This is a genomic window from Pseudomonas sp. TE3899, from assembly GCF_056279105.1.
In genome coordinates this window covers 4841468-4857500 of sequence record NZ_JBWBQR010000001.1, presented here as the reverse complement: position 1 = coordinate 4857500, position 16033 = coordinate 4841468, and the positions used below count along the sequence as shown (strand labels likewise).

Sequence of the window (16033 nt, the reverse complement as noted above, 5' to 3'; positions counted from 1 at the left end):
GAGGAAAAGAAATCAACCGAGATTCCCTTAGTAGTGGCGAGCGAACGGGGACTAGCCCTTAAGTGGCTTTGAGATTAGCGGAACGCTCTGGAAAGTGCGGCCATAGTGGGTGATAGCCCTGTACGCGAAAATCTCTTAGTCATGAAATCGAGTAGGACGGAGCACGAGAAACTTTGTCTGAATATGGGGGGACCATCCTCCAAGGCTAAATACTACTGACTGACCGATAGTGAACTAGTACCGTGAGGGAAAGGCGAAAAGAACCCCGGAGAGGGGAGTGAAATAGATCCTGAAACCGTATGCGTACAAGCAGTGGGAGCCCACTTTGTTGGGTGACTGCGTACCTTTTGTATAATGGGTCAGCGACTTATTTTCAGTGGCGAGCTTAACCGAATAGGGGAGGCGTAGCGAAAGCGAGTCTTAATAGGGCGTCTAGTCGCTGGGAATAGACCCGAAACCGGGCGATCTATCCATGGGCAGGTTGAAGGTTGGGTAACACTAACTGGAGGACCGAACCGACTACCGTTGAAAAGTTAGCGGATGACCTGTGGATCGGAGTGAAAGGCTAATCAAGCTCGGAGATAGCTGGTTCTCCTCGAAAGCTATTTAGGTAGCGCCTCATGTATCACTGTAGGGGGTAGAGCACTGTTTCGGCTAGGGGGTCATCCCGACTTACCAAACCGATGCAAACTCCGAATACCTACAAGTGCCGAGCATGGGAGACACACGGCGGGTGCTAACGTCCGTCGTGAAAAGGGAAACAACCCAGACCGTCAGCTAAGGTCCCAAAGTTATGGTTAAGTGGGAAACGATGTGGGAAGGCTTAGACAGCTAGGAGGTTGGCTTAGAAGCAGCCACCCTTTAAAGAAAGCGTAATAGCTCACTAGTCGAGTCGGCCTGCGCGGAAGATGTAACGGGGCTCAAACCATACACCGAAGCTACGGGTATCACTTAGGTGATGCGGTAGAGGAGCGTTCTGTAAGCCTGTGAAGGTGAGTTGAGAAGCTTGCTGGAGGTATCAGAAGTGCGAATGCTGACATGAGTAACGACAATGGGTGTGAAAAACACCCACGCCGAAAGACCAAGGTTTCCTGCGCAACGTTAATCGACGCAGGGTTAGTCGGTCCCTAAGGCGAGGCTGAAAAGCGTAGTCGATGGAAAACAGGTTAATATTCCTGTACTTCTGGTTATTGCGATGGAGGGACGGAGAAGGCTAGGCCAGCTTGGCGTTGGTTGTCCAAGTTTAAGGTGGTAGGCTGGAATCTTAGGTAAATCCGGGATTCTAAGGCCGAGAGCTGATGACGAGTGTTCTTTTAGAACACGAAGTGGTTGATGCCATGCTTCCAAGAAAAGCTTCTAAGCTTCAGGTAACCAGGAACCGTACCCCAAACCGACACAGGTGGTTGGGTAGAGAATACCAAGGCGCTTGAGAGAACTCGGGTGAAGGAACTAGGCAAAATGGCACCGTAACTTCGGGAGAAGGTGCGCCGGTGAGGGTGAAGCATTTACTGCGTAAGCCCATGCCGGTCGAAGATACCAGGCCGCTGCGACTGTTTATTAAAAACACAGCACTCTGCAAACACGAAAGTGGACGTATAGGGTGTGACGCCTGCCCGGTGCCGGAAGGTTAATTGATGGGGTTAGCTAACGCGAAGCTCTTGATCGAAGCCCCGGTAAACGGCGGCCGTAACTATAACGGTCCTAAGGTAGCGAAATTCCTTGTCGGGTAAGTTCCGACCTGCACGAATGGCGTAACGATGGCGGCGCTGTCTCCACCCGAGACTCAGTGAAATTGAAATCGCTGTGAAGATGCAGTGTATCCGCGGCTAGACGGAAAGACCCCGTGAACCTTTACTATAGCTTTGCACTGGACTTTGAATTTGCTTGTGTAGGATAGGTGGGAGGCTTTGAAGCGTGGACGCCAGTTCGCGTGGAGCCAACCTTGAAATACCACCCTGGCAACTTTGAGGTTCTAACTCAGGTCCGTTATCCGGATCGAGGACAGTGTATGGTGGGTAGTTTGACTGGGGCGGTCTCCTCCTAAAGAGTAACGGAGGAGTACGAAGGTGCGCTCAGACCGGTCGGAAATCGGTCGTAGAGTATAAAGGCAAAAGCGCGCTTGACTGCGAGACAGACACGTCGAGCAGGTACGAAAGTAGGTCTTAGTGATCCGGTGGTTCTGTATGGAAGGGCCATCGCTCAACGGATAAAAGGTACTCCGGGGATAACAGGCTGATACCGCCCAAGAGTTCATATCGACGGCGGTGTTTGGCACCTCGATGTCGGCTCATCACATCCTGGGGCTGAAGCCGGTCCCAAGGGTATGGCTGTTCGCCATTTAAAGTGGTACGCGAGCTGGGTTTAGAACGTCGTGAGACAGTTCGGTCCCTATCTGCCGTGGACGTTTGAGATTTGAGAGGGGCTGCTCCTAGTACGAGAGGACCGGAGTGGACGAACCTCTGGTGTTCCGGTTGTCACGCCAGTGGCATTGCCGGGTAGCTATGTTCGGAATAGATAACCGCTGAAAGCATCTAAGCGGGAAACTAGCCTCAAGATGAGATCTCACTGGGACCTTGAGTCCCCTGAAGGGCCGTCGAAGACTACGACGTTGATAGGTTGGGTGTGTAAGCGCTGTGAGGCGTTGAGCTAACCAATACTAATTGCCCGTGAGGCTTGACCATATAACACCCAAGCAATTTGCGTCGAAAGAGCAGATTGCGGTGTGTGAAGACGAAACGAACCGAAAGTTCGAAAGACTCACAAAACACCGAAAGCTATCACATACCCAATTTGCTGAAGCGAGGCCAGCTGGCCGCGACTCAGTACCCGAATTTCTTGACGACCATAGAGCATTGGAACCACCTGATCCCATCCCGAACTCAGCAGTGAAACGATGCATCGCCGATGGTAGTGTGGGGTTTCCCCATGTGAGAGTAGGTCATCGTCAAGATTAAATTCCGAAACCCCTATCTGCGTATGCAGGTAGGGGTTTTGTTTTAGTAGAAGTCACCTTTTTTGCTGGCACGTTGCTGCGGTAACGGGCTGGTCACAGAATTTCTTGACGACCATAGAGCATTGGAACCACCTGATCCCATCCCGAACTCAGCAGTGAAACGATGCATCGCCGATGGTAGTGTGGGGTTTCCCCATGTGAGAGTAGGTCATCGTCAAGATTGAATTCCGAAACCCCTGTCTGCTAACGCAGACAGGGGTTTTGTCGTTTTGGCGCCGACAAAATCTCAAGCGCCAGCAATGCCGATCCAGACGCTCAAGTACACCGTTCGGCGGGAAACTGGCGTGAATGTCATCCATTTCATACAAACCCCTAAGATTTCTCCTACTCGTGCCGAAAAACTGGTGAGACATGCGTGCACCAAAGTAGAGCGGCCTCAGAAAGCTGCCTGCGCTGTTACATGGAATGTTGCAATCCGGAACGCATCCCCACTTTTTGCATAAGAAGTCCCATGAAATGAATCTCAAGTTCAGCCATAAAATCCTGCTGGCCGCTTCAGGCGTCGTGGTGCTGGCTTTCGCGTTGTTCACTTTGTACAACGACTATTTGCAGCGAAACACCATCCGGCAGAATCTCGAATCCTCCGTGCAGCAAGCGGGCGACTTGACCGCCAGCAGCGTTCAGAACTGGATGAGCGGCCGCGTGCTGGTATTGGAGAACCTGGCGCAGAACGTTGCTCACCAAGGGGCGAATGCCGATCTGCCAGGACTGGTGGATCAACCCGCCTTCACCTCGAACTTCCAGTTCACCTACGTCGGCCAGGCCAACGGTGTATTCACCCAGCGCCCTGACGCGAAGATGCCGGATGGCTACGACCCACGTCAGCGTCCCTGGTACAAACAGGCCGTCGCTGCCGACAAGACCATGCTGACCCCGCCTTACATGGCCGCGGTCGGTGGCCTCGTTGTCACCATCGCCATGCCGGTGAAAAAGAACGGCGAACTGCTCGGCGTTGTCGGCGGTGACCTGAGCCTGGAAACCCTGGTGAAGATCATCAACTCGGTGGACTTCGGTGGTATCGGCCACGCATTCCTGGTCAGCACCGACGGTCAGGTGATCGTCAGCCCGGACAAAGATCAGGTGATGAAGAACCTCAAAGACATCTACCCAGGTTCCAGCGTACGCATCGAGAAGGGTAATCAGGACGTCACCCTGAACAAGCAGGACCGCATCCTCTCGTTCACCCCGGTGAGTGGCTTGCCGAATGCCGAGTGGTACATCGGTCTGTCGATCGATAAGGACAAGGCCTACGCACCACTGAGCCAATTCCGTACCTCGGCACTCATCGCGATGTTTATCGCCGTGAGCGCCATTGCCGTGCTGCTGAGCCTGCTGATCAACGTATTGATGCGCCCGCTGACCACTATGGGCCGTGCGATGAAAGACATCGCCCAGGGCGAAGGTGACCTGACCCGCCGCCTGGCCGTGGAAAGCAAAGACGAATTCGGCGAGCTGGGCGGTGCGTTCAACCAGTTTGTAGAACGGATTCACGCGTCGATTTCCGAAGTGTCGTCCGCAACCCGTCAGGTCCACGACCTGTCGCAACGCGTGATGGCCTCGTCCAACGCCTCGATCATCGGTTCCGATGAACAAAGCGCCCGCACCAACAGTGTGGCTGCCGCGATCAACGAGCTTGGCGCCGCGACTCAGGAAATTGCGCGCAACGCCGCCGATGCTTCGCAGCACGCCAGCGGCGCGAGCGAGCAGGCCGACGACGGTCGTCAGGTGGTGGAGAAAACCATTCTGGCCATGACCGAGCTGTCGCAGAAAATCAGCCTGTCCTGCACCCAGATCGAAACCCTGAATGCCAGCACCGACAACATCGGGCACATTCTGGATGTGATCAAAGGCATCTCCCAGCAGACCAACCTGCTGGCCCTGAACGCGGCCATCGAAGCGGCCCGTGCCGGTGAAGCCGGTCGTGGTTTTGCGGTGGTGGCGGACGAAGTGCGTAACCTCGCCCATCGCACCCAGGAATCGGCAGAAGAAATCCACAAGATGATCACCTCGCTGCAGATCGGTTCGCGCGAAGCGGTGACCACCATGAACGCCAGCCAGGTCTCCAGTGAAGAGAGCGTTGAAGTGGCGAACCAGGCCGGTTTGCGTCTGGTCAGCGTGACCCAGCGCATCGGCGAGATCGACGGCATGAACCAATCGGTTGCCGCGGCGACCGAAGAGCAGACCGCGGTGGTGGAAACCCTCAACGTCGACGTCAACCAGATCAACCTGCTGAACCAGCAAAGCGTGGCCAACCTCAATGAAACGTTGAAGGATTGCGATGCGCTGTCGTTGCAAGCCAACCGTTTGAAGCAATTGGTCGACAGCTTCAAAATCTGATCCAACGATGTACAAAAGCCCGCTGCGGATCATCTCCACAGCGGGCTTTTTCATGCCTTACGCAAACAGCTTCAGCACATTGTTCATCGCGTCATCGGCAAACCCCTGCACGAAGTCCTGGAACCCCGGCAGCGCCTCGGCGCCACCCTGGGCAGGTTCGGCGATGATGGTCCAGGTCGCCCGGGACTTGCCTGCCCCCAGGGATTCCACGTTCATCGCCGCCCACAAGTTGGCTACGCCTAGCGTGTTGTAGATGGTCGTCCAGGTCATGCTCAGCGCCTGGTCGTCCCGGGAGTTGAGTTGCTCGACCACCAGATTGCCGTCCTTGAAGACTTTCTTGCGCAGGGACGACACGCCTTCGCCGGTCATCTCGATGTGCGACAGCGCGGGGATGAATTTATCGAAGCCGGCAAAGTCGCCGACCACCGCCCAGACCTTCGAAGCGTCCGCCGGCACGTCCACCGAAGACGCCACGTGGCAGCCGTGTGGGTTTTGGATCAGGGTATCGGGTTGCAGGGTTTTCATGGTCTTGCTCCAGTTGGGTGGTTCAGATGAAGTTGATTTCTTTGAGGTAATCGCAGCCGCGACGCAGCAGCGCCGGGGACTTTTGCGGGTAGTGCGCGCCCATCTGCCGGACACCGGCCTGAGCGTTGTCGTGGCCGATCATCGAGATGTCGCCGATGTCTTCTTCAAAGCCGTTGAGGTAGAACCCCAACACACCGAACAGCGCGTTTTCGCTATCCACCCGGCCCAGTTGCTGCTGCCAGTCGGCGACGCTGACCATCGAGAACTCCCGACCGGCCTCGCGAAACGAATCCACGTAGGCATCCCAGCTCAGCGGTTCGGGGTTGTGCAGGTTGAACACCGCGTGTTCCGGCTGATAACGGCTGGCATGGAAGGCGATGAAGCGAGCGAGGAAGTCCACCGGCATCAGGTCGAAGTTCAGGGAGAACTCCGGCACCTGGCCGAGCTGGATCGAACCCTTGAGCATCAGCATCAAGCGATTCTTGTGCGGCTGGCAGACGCCGGTAAGGCTGTTGAAACTGATGTTGCCGGGGCGATACAGGTTGACCCGCACCCCCCGCTCCCGTGCCCGCTCCAGGATCCGCTCGCCAACCCATTTCGACAGGTTGTAGCCGTTCTTGATGTAGATCGGTGGCGTTTGCGCGGCGGGCAGTTCCAGCACCCGGCCATCGTCAGAAATCGTGCTGGAGGCCGAGAGCGTCGAGACGAAGTTGAAGATCTTCTTGCTGCGCCCTTCACACAAACGCAGGCACTCGAAAATCGGCTCGACGTTGTCCCGCGCCAGCGACTCGTAATCGAGCACGTGATTGACGTTGGCCGCGTTGTGCACCAGTGCGCCGAACTCTCGATCCAGGCGCTCGTAGACGTCCTGCGTAAGCCCCAGCAACGGACGCGTGATGTCCGCCGCGTAAACCCGCACCCGATGCAGGTCCAGATGCTCCAACCGGTTCTCGCGCAATGCTTGGGCGAAGCGCTCGGCCGCCGATTGCCCGCCGCCATCGCGCACCAGGCAAGCAACTTCAGTGGCGCCCCAGGCCAGCAACGCCTCGACGATGTGCACGCCGACAAAACTGTTGGCGCCGGTGACGATCACCTTGTGCACATCGCCCATGCGGCTGACTGGCAACGGCTGGATATCCAGTTCGCGGAAGGCATCGGCCATCGCCTGCTCGCTTAACACTTCTTCGGTGCCCGAGCCGCGCACCAACGTCGCCAACTTCGCAATCGTCGGCAACTCGATAAAGCGATTGATCGAAATGCTGCGCCCGAACTCCTCACGCAAACGCAGCAACATGCGCGACAGCAGGATCGAGTGGCCGCCGAGATTGAAGAAGCTTTCGTCGGTGGATATGTCGCTGGCCGGCAGCTCCAGCAACTCGGCCCAGATCTCCAGCAGCAACGCTTCATCGGCACTGGCCGGTAACCGACGCGCACTGTTCTCCAACACGGTCACCGGCAGCGCCAGCAGCGCCTTGCGATCAACCTTGCCGTTGCTGGCGAATGGCATGCTCGCCAGTTCGGTCCAGGCAACCGGTTGCATGTAGTCCGGCAGGAACTGCACGGCGTGGGCCTTCAACGCTTCGCGCGCGGCACCCGGTTGCTCTTCCTGCGGTTGGGCGAGGAACGCCAGGATCCGCCGCTGGCTGTCGATGACCACCGCCACCTGCCGGTACAGGTGACTGTCGCGCAGGCAGCGTTCGATCTCTTCCGGCTCGACCCGGAAGCCGCGGATCTTCACCTGATTGTCCCGCCGCCCACACAGCTCGATACCGTCGCCCGTCCACTTCGCCATGTCGCCGGTGCGGTAGGCGCGCAGGCTTTCACCGGTCGGCAGGCTCAGGTCCAGATAACGTTCGGCGGTCTGCTGCGGGTTGTTCAGGTAACCCAGGCACACGCCCGGGCCGACGATGTACAACTCACCGACGGTCTGTTCGGCGACGGGTTGAAAATCCTCATCGAGAATCAGCACCTGACTGTTGGCAATCGGGCCGCCGAGGGTGCGGTTGTTGTCGCCGGGCCGTAGTTGCCGCGCGGTGATCAGCACCGTGGCTTCGGTCGGGCCGTAGAGGTTGTAGAGGTTGCCCTGGCGGGTCAGTTGCTCGATGACGTAGGGTTCGCAGACGTCGCCGCCCGTCATGACATGATCCAGCACCTGCAACTGATCCAGCGGCAGAATGCTCAACAGCGCCGGCGGCAGGAAGGCGTGGCTCAGTTGCTGATGACGGATCAGTTCAACCAGTTGCAACGGATCACGGCGTTGATCATCGCTGGGCACGATCAGCTCGGCGCCCTGCAGCAGCGTCGGGAAAATATCGATCAGCGACGAGTCGAAACTCAGCGACGAGAACTGCAGCACTCGACTCTGTTCCGTCAGCTGCACGTAGTCGGCGTACCACGCGGTGAAGTGCGCGAGATTGGCCTGGCTGAGCAACACGCCTTTCGGGTGCCCGGTGGTGCCCGAGGTGTAAAGCGCCATGCAGGGCGCATCGAGGGAGGGTCGTCGGCGCATCAACGGTTGATCGAGATCCGCGTCAGCGATGTCGATACGGCTGATGTCCAGGCCTGGCACCTGACCCGCCAGGGGATGCTCGCCATCATGCAGCAGCAACACTGCCCCGGCGTTTTCCAGGATGTATTGCTGACGTTGCAGCGGATGGCTCGGCTCCAGCGGCAGGTACACCGCACCGCTGCCCAGAATCGCCAGGATCCCCGCGTACAACGCGCTGCTTTTCGGCAGGCAGATACCCACCACCAACGACCCTTGATGTTGATCGAGCAACGGCTGCAAACGCTGCTGGATCGCACGGCTATGGGCATGCAATTGACGATAGCTGAGCGAGGTGCCGGCGATGTTCAGCGCGGGGCGTTCGGCGCAGTGGATAAAGCGCTGTACAAGCCGCTCGATCATCGGGATCTGGCCCCGTTGCAGCAGCTCGGGATTCGTCGTGAGATTGAGTTGGTGGACGAAGGCCAAGTGCTCCAGAAACAGCAGGTTTTCCACGCGTTCGAAGTGCGCGGGTGCCGTCGTTTCGGCGAATTGAAAATACTCGGTATCCCGGGAAAAACGGCTGATCAGCAGTGCCACGTGGTCCACCAGATCCGCCACCGCACGCAAGCGTAACGCCTGTCCGTTACCGGAAGGTTCCTCGGCAATCGGTACGCGTGTGAACAGCGTCCTGCCGTAGGTGCACAGCAGGTCCAGAGTTGGCAGGCCCGAAGCCTCACCAACACCCAGCTGCAACGTCAATCGCGGCACTTCACCGAAGTCGGGAAAGGCCAGGCTGGCATCGTCGATCACCAAATCGACGCTGCCCAACCCTGGCTCGCCGACATCCGTCAGGCGTACCAGTGAATGTCCATGTTGTTCGAGCTCCAGCGCCAGGTCGGTCAAGGCCTGGCTCTGCCCTATAAGCACAATGTCGAGACGTCTCATGATGTTCTCCTCGTTAAACCAGGTAGTCGCTCAAGGCTTCTTGAACGCACGGCGAATCGAGCAGCGAACTGCTGCGGAAGAACCGCACGATGTTGGCGACCAGCGGGTGATGGCGATTGATCGGGAAGGCCAGCCCCGAAACTTCGCTCTTGAGTGCCCGGCGCGCGGCGTCACTGATCTGCAAGGACTCGATCAGGCGAAAGTCGAAGGACTTCTGAAGGTCGTTGGTCAGGTAATGGCCGATGAACACCGGCAGGATCCGGGCGATGCACTGGCGGTCGGCTTCGCTCGCGGTGTGCCAGTAGATGCGCACCAGACGCGCCCAAAAACTCGAGTGGCGACCCTCGTCCAGCAAGTGATCGGCCATCAGCCCCTTGATCGACTGCTTGACCGTGTCGTCCTTGGCGAACGCCGCCACGTCACCCGTCACGGTGTTCTCGGCGATGGCCACGCAGATCAGTTCCACGGCGCTGCGCAGGTGTTCCGGGGCCAGCGCCACCGCGGCCGGAATCGCCCGGCTCAGCTCGATTTCATCCGGCAATTCGATCGGCGTGATGCCGGTCATCGCCACGGTTTGCTGCATGAAATCCATCGCCACCAACGCGTGGTAATCCTCGTCTATCACCACAGTCATGGCGTCGTAGCGGCAGGCGAACGGGAAGGCCACGGTGAAGCGATTCTTGGCGATGCTGCGGGCAGTCTTGTCGACGATCTCGGTTTCGAAAATCACCACGTCGTTGATGAACTTGTAGAGCGTCTGCACCAGGGCGAAGTCCCGTTGTTCCGGGCATTCGCGCAGGAAGGTTTCGCTCAGCACCAAGGGTTGGCGGCTCAACGGATAGATCAGCCTGGTGTCGTTCTCCAGCACGCGCCGAGGGCGGGTGCGGATGGTGGCGCGGCTTTCCCAGGCGTCGGCGAAGGATTGGTAGTCGGCAGCGTTCATGCGCTCACCTCACCGACGGATTCACTCATGCTGACGCGCAAGCCATCCCACAGGGCGATGCGGCTTTCCACGGCGGCGATGGCGCTGGCGTACACGTCTTCCTGGCGTTGCGGGTCGCCATCGATCAGCCGGGCGAGGAGTTTTTCCGCTGCGGGGCCGTGGTCTTCGGAGTCGACTTCGATGTGGCGTTCCAGGTAGTAACGGAAGGTCGGCGCCTGTTCGATGCCAATGCCCCAGTCGTCGAGAATCCGCTGGAACATCTGCGGGATCACACTCTCGCGACCATGCAAAAACGCGGCAGCCACACTATGGCCGGGGGCATGCAGCGCGGTGTGCAAGGTGTCGCGCACAAACTGTGCGGCGGCGGGGTCGACGTCCACGCTTTGCAGGGCCACGTCGTAGCTCACGCCTTCCTTCTGCAGCGCCACGAAACGTTCCACCGCCGCGGTACTTGCACCGACTTCGCGCATCGCATCCAGGTACAACTCGAAATGGCTGTAGTGACCATTGGCGGGACGATCATCGGACTCTTCGCCGAGCACAATCTCGTTGATCAGTCGCGCTGCCTGCGGATCTCGCGGCGGCAGCCAGGGCAGTTGAACGCAGGTCAGTTCCTGTTGCAGGCGCTTGGTCAGCGACATGAAATCCCAGACCGCAAAGACGTGGGTTTCCATAAAGCGCTGCAGGATGGAAAGCGAATGTATTTCGCCAAAAATCGGGTGGGCGCTAAGTTCTGCTTTCTTTTGATTGAGACGGTCTTTAGTCGGTTTCATGGGCGAGCCTATAAGTTAGTGGGAATACCAAAGTGGGACGTAATCAATAAGCGACAGTGGGTTAATGTTTTCTGTTGGCGAGCGCGGGCCTCAATCGAATTGATGTGTTTAAGTAATGAAACAGTCTTTGCGGGCCTTGTGGAATCTGGCTTGCGCCTGGATCCAATGTCGGCGGAGAAAAACTAATACATCAATAAAGTTCCCGGCAAGTTATTTTTATATTATTTGAAAGCTCAACTTTCGCGGGCGCGACAAGTTCCGATAAAACTTCTGGCTCAAGTTTTATTTGGATGAAGTTGCTCCTTCCGGCTTATATAAGTCAGAATCGAATAAGAGAGTGAATGCCTCACTCAGAGCAACTTTAAAACTGCAATCGTTGGTGTGATCTGAGGGGATGGAAGTTGGCCGGGAGTACGCCGTTGACTTCCTTTCCCGTGGCAAGACTCCTTCCGTAGGTTCTTGGTGCGTTGACTGCGCCGTGGCTGCGGCGCGTCATCCGTCATTGTTGGGTTGGCAGGCCCAAGAGTGAGCGTAAATGGCGGCAGCCGCTATCGTTGGTGCGTCATTCGATGACTGCATTTATCGAGCTGGAAGGGGGCGTTGCAGGCGGGACTCAGGACTGGCAGGAACGGCATCGCACGGGCGATCAGAGATAAGTGAACAGGGGATTTGTAAGAAAGCTATTCGCCGAGTAACCCAGGACGGGTATCAGCCAGGCAAGGCGAGCGCAATGGCTCGCCCGCGCGCGGGGTGTCGTACTACTTCAAGGTTTTTTCTGGGCGACAGAGCTGGCGAGGTATTGGGTGATGACCTCGACACCGCGATTGAGGTGATGCTCCAGCAGTTTTACCGCGCGTTCGGTGTCCCGGTCTTCGACGGCTCGCAACAGGTCCCGGTGATCTTCCTGGGACAGCTTGCCCAGGCCCATCGCTTCGAGGTTGAAGCGCAGGAAGCGCTCTTCTTCGTTCAACCCGTCTTCCACCAGGCGCAATAACCGGCGATTGGGTGCCTTGTTGTACAAGGTCATGTGAAACAGCCGATTGAGCCGACCGAGCTCGGTGTAGTTGTGCTCGGTTTCCAATTCGTCGATGTAGCGGGCAGCCAGTTCGAAATCGGCGGCTTCAAGCAAGGGAATCGAGCGGCGCAGTGCTTCGGATTCAAGCAGGATGCGCAGTTCATAGGTTTCAGCGGCGTCGCCCTGAACCAGCGCGGCGACCACGGCGCCTTTGTGGGCGACCACATTGAGCAACGCTTGCGCCTCGAGCTGGCGCAACGCTTCGCGCACCGGCATGCGGCTGACACCGAACAGGTCGGCCAAGTCTTGCTGGCGCAGGGCGGTACCGCACGGGATGCGCCCGTCGAGAATGGCCGAGCGCAGGGTTTCTTCAATAACCGAACGCGCCAGATGAGCGGGTATCGGCCCGTTGACCTTGATGCTGTTTAACGGATTGGGCTTCTGTGTCACTACTACGCACCCTGAATGAATGAAGTTATTATTGGATCCAATGGACACTAGTGACTGTTATACACGTTGTCAAACCTTGTAAAAGAACGCTGCAACAATACCTCACGCCCGTCACTTTGTAGGATCTGTCTTGCGCGGCAATCTTTTTATGATCAGCCACATATCAAGTCTAGCGTGGCAACAGTGATTGCACCGTGCCATTGTCTTTTATCGAGCTAACCTTCACCATCAACCGATTCCCACCTGCCTACCCTGGATGCCTTGCATTGGCGGTACGTTTCGCGATCCCTCGGATGATGCGCTGGCTGTGCTGCGCGCTGCTGCTGGCCGGCGTCATGCTGGGCGGGTTGCATGCCGACTGGGATTTTTCCCTGATCAGCCGTCGCGCCCAGGCCATTTACGGGCCGTTGGGCGAGGGGCAGCAACGCATCGATGCCTGGCAGCGTTTGCTGGCGACCCAGAAGCAGGTCGGCGAGATGGAAAAGCTCAACGTGGTGAACCAGTTCTTCAACAAACAGATGCGCTACGAAGAAGACATCGACCTGTGGCACGAAGTCGACTATTGGGAAACCCCGATCGAAGCCTTGTGGAAAGGCGCCGGCGACTGCGAAGACTACGCCATCGCCAAATACTTCAGCCTGCGCCATCTCGGGGTGTCCAGTGACAAACTGCGCATCACCTACGTCAAGGCGTTGCGCCTGAATCGGGCGCACATGGTATTGACCTACTATTCGACGCCCGAGGCGATGCCGCTGGTGCTCGACAGTCTGATCAACGAGATCAAACCCGCCAGCCAACGAACCGATTTGCTGCCGGTCTACTCTTTCAATGCTGAAGGCTTGTACTTGCCCGGTGCCAAGGGCAACAAGAAAGTCGGCGACACCAAGCGCCTGTCCCGTTGGCAGGATGTGTTGAAGAAAATGCAGGCCGAAGGATTTCCGGTCGAGACGACTAACTAGGAGCACGCGCTCAGATGTCTTTGTTCAAACAGCTGTTGATCGCTATCTGCCTGTTCCTTGTGGTCGCCTTCACTGGCAGCTTCATGGTCAGCCTGGAGAGCTCGCGCACCCAGTACGTCAACCAGTTGCGCTCCCACGCCCAGGACGCCGCCACGGCGCTCGCATTGTCCCTGACGCCCAATATCGATGACCCGGCGATGGTCGAGTTGCTGGTCAGTTCGATCTTCGACAGCGGCTACTACGCGAGCATCCGCGTGGTCGACCTCAAGACCGACCAGACCATCGTCGAGCGCAGCGGTATTCCGGCGGTGAACAACGTGCCGGACTGGTTCGTCAAAATGATTGGCCTGGAGCCGGCCGGTGGTGATGCACTGGTCAGCCGGGGTTGGGAACAAGCGGCGCGGGTCGAGGTGGTCAGCCACCCGATGTTCGCCCTGGCCAAGTTGTGGCAGAGCGCGCTCGGTAGTCTCGGCTGGTTGCTGATCTGCGGCGCGGTGAGTGCGGTGTTGGGCGCGCTGCTGTTGCGTCGGCAATTGAAACCGCTGGACTACATGGTCCAGCAATCCCACGCCATTGCCCGTCGCGAGTTCCTCAGCCTGCCGGAACTGCCGCGCACCCCGGAACTGCGCCGGGTAGTGCAGGCGATGAACCAGATGGTCGAGAAGCTCAAGGCGCTGTTCCAGGAGCAGGCCGAGCGCAGCGAAAAACTGCGGGTCGAGTCGTATCAGGACAACCTCACCGGCCTCGCCAACCGGCGCTATTTCGAAATGCAATTGAACGCCCGGGTGAGCAACCCGGAGCAGGCCAGTTCCGGTTATCTGTTGCTGTTGCGAGTCAAGGACCTGGCCGGTTTGAACCAGCGCCTGGGCGGTCAACGCACCGATGATTTATTGAAAGCGGTGGGCGAGCAATTATCCCGCGAGTGCGCCAAGTACCCGGAAACCCAGAACCTCGTGACGCGGATTCGCGGCGGCGAATTTGCCGTGCTGGCGCCGGGCCTGGTGCGCGAAGAAGCGCTGCAACTGGCACAGAACCTCGACAGTGCATTGGCCAGTTTGCACGCGACCGGTGCCACCGATGTGGCGTCGGTGGCGTCCATCGGGTTGGCGCCGTTTGTTCATGGCGACTCGCCGCAAGCGGTGCTCGGCCTGGCGGATCAGGCGTTGGCGCAGGCCGAAGGCCAGGGCGAATCGAGCTGGGCGTGCCTGGACCACAGCGCCTCGGCCAGTGTCGGCGACGACCATCATGCCTGGCACAATTTGCTGGACGTGGCGCTGAATCAGCAGCGCTTCGAGTTGTACTTCCAACCGGTGGTGGCGGCACAAGACACCACACTGGTGCTGCATTACAAGGTGTTGTCGCGCTTGATCGATGATCAGGGTCAGACCATCCCCGCCGGACGCTTTCTGCCGTGGCTGGAGCGCTTTGGCTGGACCGCGCGGCTGGATCGGCTGATGCTGGAATTGGTGCTGGAGCAAATGGCCGGGCATGAAGAGTCCCTGGCGCTGAACCTGTCGTCGGCGACCCTGGCGGATCCGCAGGCGTTGAATCGAGTCTTCGAGATCTTGCGTCAGCACTCGAACCAGGGTGAGCGCCTGACCCTGGAAATCGGCGAAGAGCAATTGCCCGAACAAGCGGTGCTGGAACAACTGACCCGGCGTCTGCGCGAGCTGGGCTTCTCCCTGAGCCTGCAACGGTTTGGCGGGCGGTTCAGCATGATCGGCAACCTGGCACGGCTGGGGTTGGCGTATCTGAAGATCGATGGCAGCTACATTCGGGCGATTGACCAGGAAAGTGACAAGCGTCTGTTCATCGAGGCGATCCAGCGGGCGGCGCACAGCATTGATTTGCCGTTGATAGCCGAGCGGGTCGAGACAGAGGGGGAGCTGTCGGTGATTCGCGAGATGGGGTTGTATGGGGTTCAGGGGCAGTTGTTTGGTGAGCCCAAGCCCTGGAAGTAACCCGCTGATCGTTCCCGCGCTCTGCGTGGGAGTTCCTCCAGAGACGCTCCGCGTTCCAGCCTCACTGTCGGCATTGCGCCTGGCACCGTTGTGACGCAGAGCGTCACGGGCTGCATTCCCACGCAGAGCGTGGGAACGATCAACAAGGTTTGATTGCTTAGATCAACCCCGTCTCATCATCATCAATCAAATGGCTCAACCCACCCAACGCTTCCCGGGCCTGGGTCCGGTCCATCAGCTTGGCCTGGGCGGCGGCCGGCAGGTCGGTGACGCGGATCACGCCTTTGCTGGTCAGCACCTGGATCAAGTCGTCGAGTACCCGGATCATTTCCAGGTCGCTCTGCTTGAGCTGCTTGAGGCTGGTTTCCATCACTTCGTTGGCGTACCAGGCCTGAATCTCGTGATTGTCGGCCGGCAGTGTTTCCGTGGCCTCGGCGTAGGCCGCGGCTTCCACGCGCACCAATTGGCCTTGCGCATCGCGTTGCACGTAAAACATTGAGCATCCCTCAGAAATGGACCAGCGTCATGCTGTCAGCAGCATAGGCCAACTGGTGGCGAGTATGCGGTGCGGCGACGAAATCGTCACCGGTGACATAGGCGCAAACGTGACGGCCGCCCCATAAG

9 protein-coding genes and 3 rRNA genes (1 of these 12 only partly in view) are annotated in these 16033 nt (G+C 58.3%); 6 read left to right on the top strand and 6 right to left on the bottom strand.

The window, feature by feature from the left end:
* The 4 genes from ACZ89E_RS22020 to ACZ89E_RS22005 form a co-directional block, all read left to right on the top strand.
* Positions 1 to 2681, top strand: a 23S ribosomal RNA gene (locus tag ACZ89E_RS22020) (it extends 211 nt beyond the left edge of the window).
* Positions 2682 to 2834: 153 nt separating this feature from the next.
* Positions 2835 to 2950, top strand: a 5S ribosomal RNA gene (rrf, locus tag ACZ89E_RS22015).
* Positions 2951 to 3057: 107 nt separating this feature from the next.
* Positions 3058 to 3173, top strand: a 5S ribosomal RNA gene (gene rrf, locus ACZ89E_RS22010).
* Between the two features lie 296 nt (positions 3174 to 3469).
* Complete coding sequence (locus ACZ89E_RS22005; RefSeq protein ID WP_476256449.1) at positions 3470 to 5350, top strand: methyl-accepting chemotaxis protein; 1881 nt, start codon at positions 3470 to 3472, stop codon at positions 5348 to 5350.
* Positions 5351 to 5407: 57 nt separating this feature from the next.
* On the opposite strand, the gene ACZ89E_RS22000 is transcribed toward ACZ89E_RS22005, so the two are convergent.
* From ACZ89E_RS22000 to ACZ89E_RS21980, 5 genes are all read right to left on the bottom strand, one after another.
* Positions 5408 to 5875: an SRPBCC family protein gene (locus ACZ89E_RS22000; RefSeq protein WP_463259006.1), complete on the bottom strand. Its 468-nt coding sequence runs from the start codon at positions 5873 to 5875 to the stop codon at positions 5408 to 5410.
* A 22-nt stretch (positions 5876 to 5897) separates the two neighbouring features.
* The gene (locus ACZ89E_RS21995) at positions 5898 to 9308 is read right to left on the bottom strand and encodes an amino acid adenylation domain-containing protein (protein ID WP_476256448.1); all 3411 of its coding nucleotides are present in this window, start codon (positions 9306 to 9308) and stop codon (positions 5898 to 5900) included.
* A gap of 13 nt (positions 9309 to 9321) precedes the next feature.
* Positions 9322 to 10251 carry a diiron oxygenase gene (locus ACZ89E_RS21990; RefSeq protein ID WP_476256447.1) on the bottom strand — a complete coding sequence of 310 codons (930 nt, stop codon included), beginning with the start codon at positions 10249 to 10251 and terminating at the stop codon, positions 9322 to 9324.
* Positions 10248 to 11024, bottom strand: a complete 777-nt coding sequence (locus tag ACZ89E_RS21985; RefSeq protein ID WP_149661512.1) for a DUF3050 domain-containing protein — start codon at positions 11022 to 11024, stop codon at positions 10248 to 10250. Before ACZ89E_RS21985 ends, ACZ89E_RS21990 begins: the two co-directional genes overlap by 4 nt.
* Positions 11025 to 11787: 763 nt before the next feature.
* Positions 11788 to 12489: a GntR family transcriptional regulator gene (locus ACZ89E_RS21980; RefSeq protein ID WP_149661513.1), complete on the bottom strand. Its 702-nt coding sequence runs from the start codon at positions 12487 to 12489 to the stop codon at positions 11788 to 11790.
* Positions 12490 to 12755: 266 nt separating this feature from the next.
* Here ACZ89E_RS21980 and lapG point away from each other — a divergent pair, with 266 nt between their 5' ends.
* Both lapG and lapD read left to right on the top strand, forming a co-directional pair.
* Positions 12756 to 13448 carry a cysteine protease LapG gene (lapG, locus tag ACZ89E_RS21975; RefSeq protein WP_476256446.1) on the top strand — a complete coding sequence of 231 codons (693 nt, stop codon included), beginning with the start codon at positions 12756 to 12758 and terminating at the stop codon, positions 13446 to 13448.
* A 14-nt stretch (positions 13449 to 13462) separates the two neighbouring features.
* On the top strand, positions 13463 to 15409 hold the full coding sequence (gene lapD / locus ACZ89E_RS21970) for a cyclic di-GMP receptor LapD (protein ID WP_149661515.1): 1947 nt from the start codon (positions 13463 to 13465) through the stop codon (positions 15407 to 15409).
* A 157-nt stretch (positions 15410 to 15566) separates the two neighbouring features.
* Here the strand turns inward: lapD and ACZ89E_RS21965 are convergent, their stop codons facing one another.
* Complete coding sequence (locus tag ACZ89E_RS21965; RefSeq protein ID WP_054050336.1) at positions 15567 to 15905, bottom strand: hypothetical protein; 339 nt, start codon at positions 15903 to 15905, stop codon at positions 15567 to 15569.
* Positions 15906 to 16033: the final 128 nt, after the last annotated feature.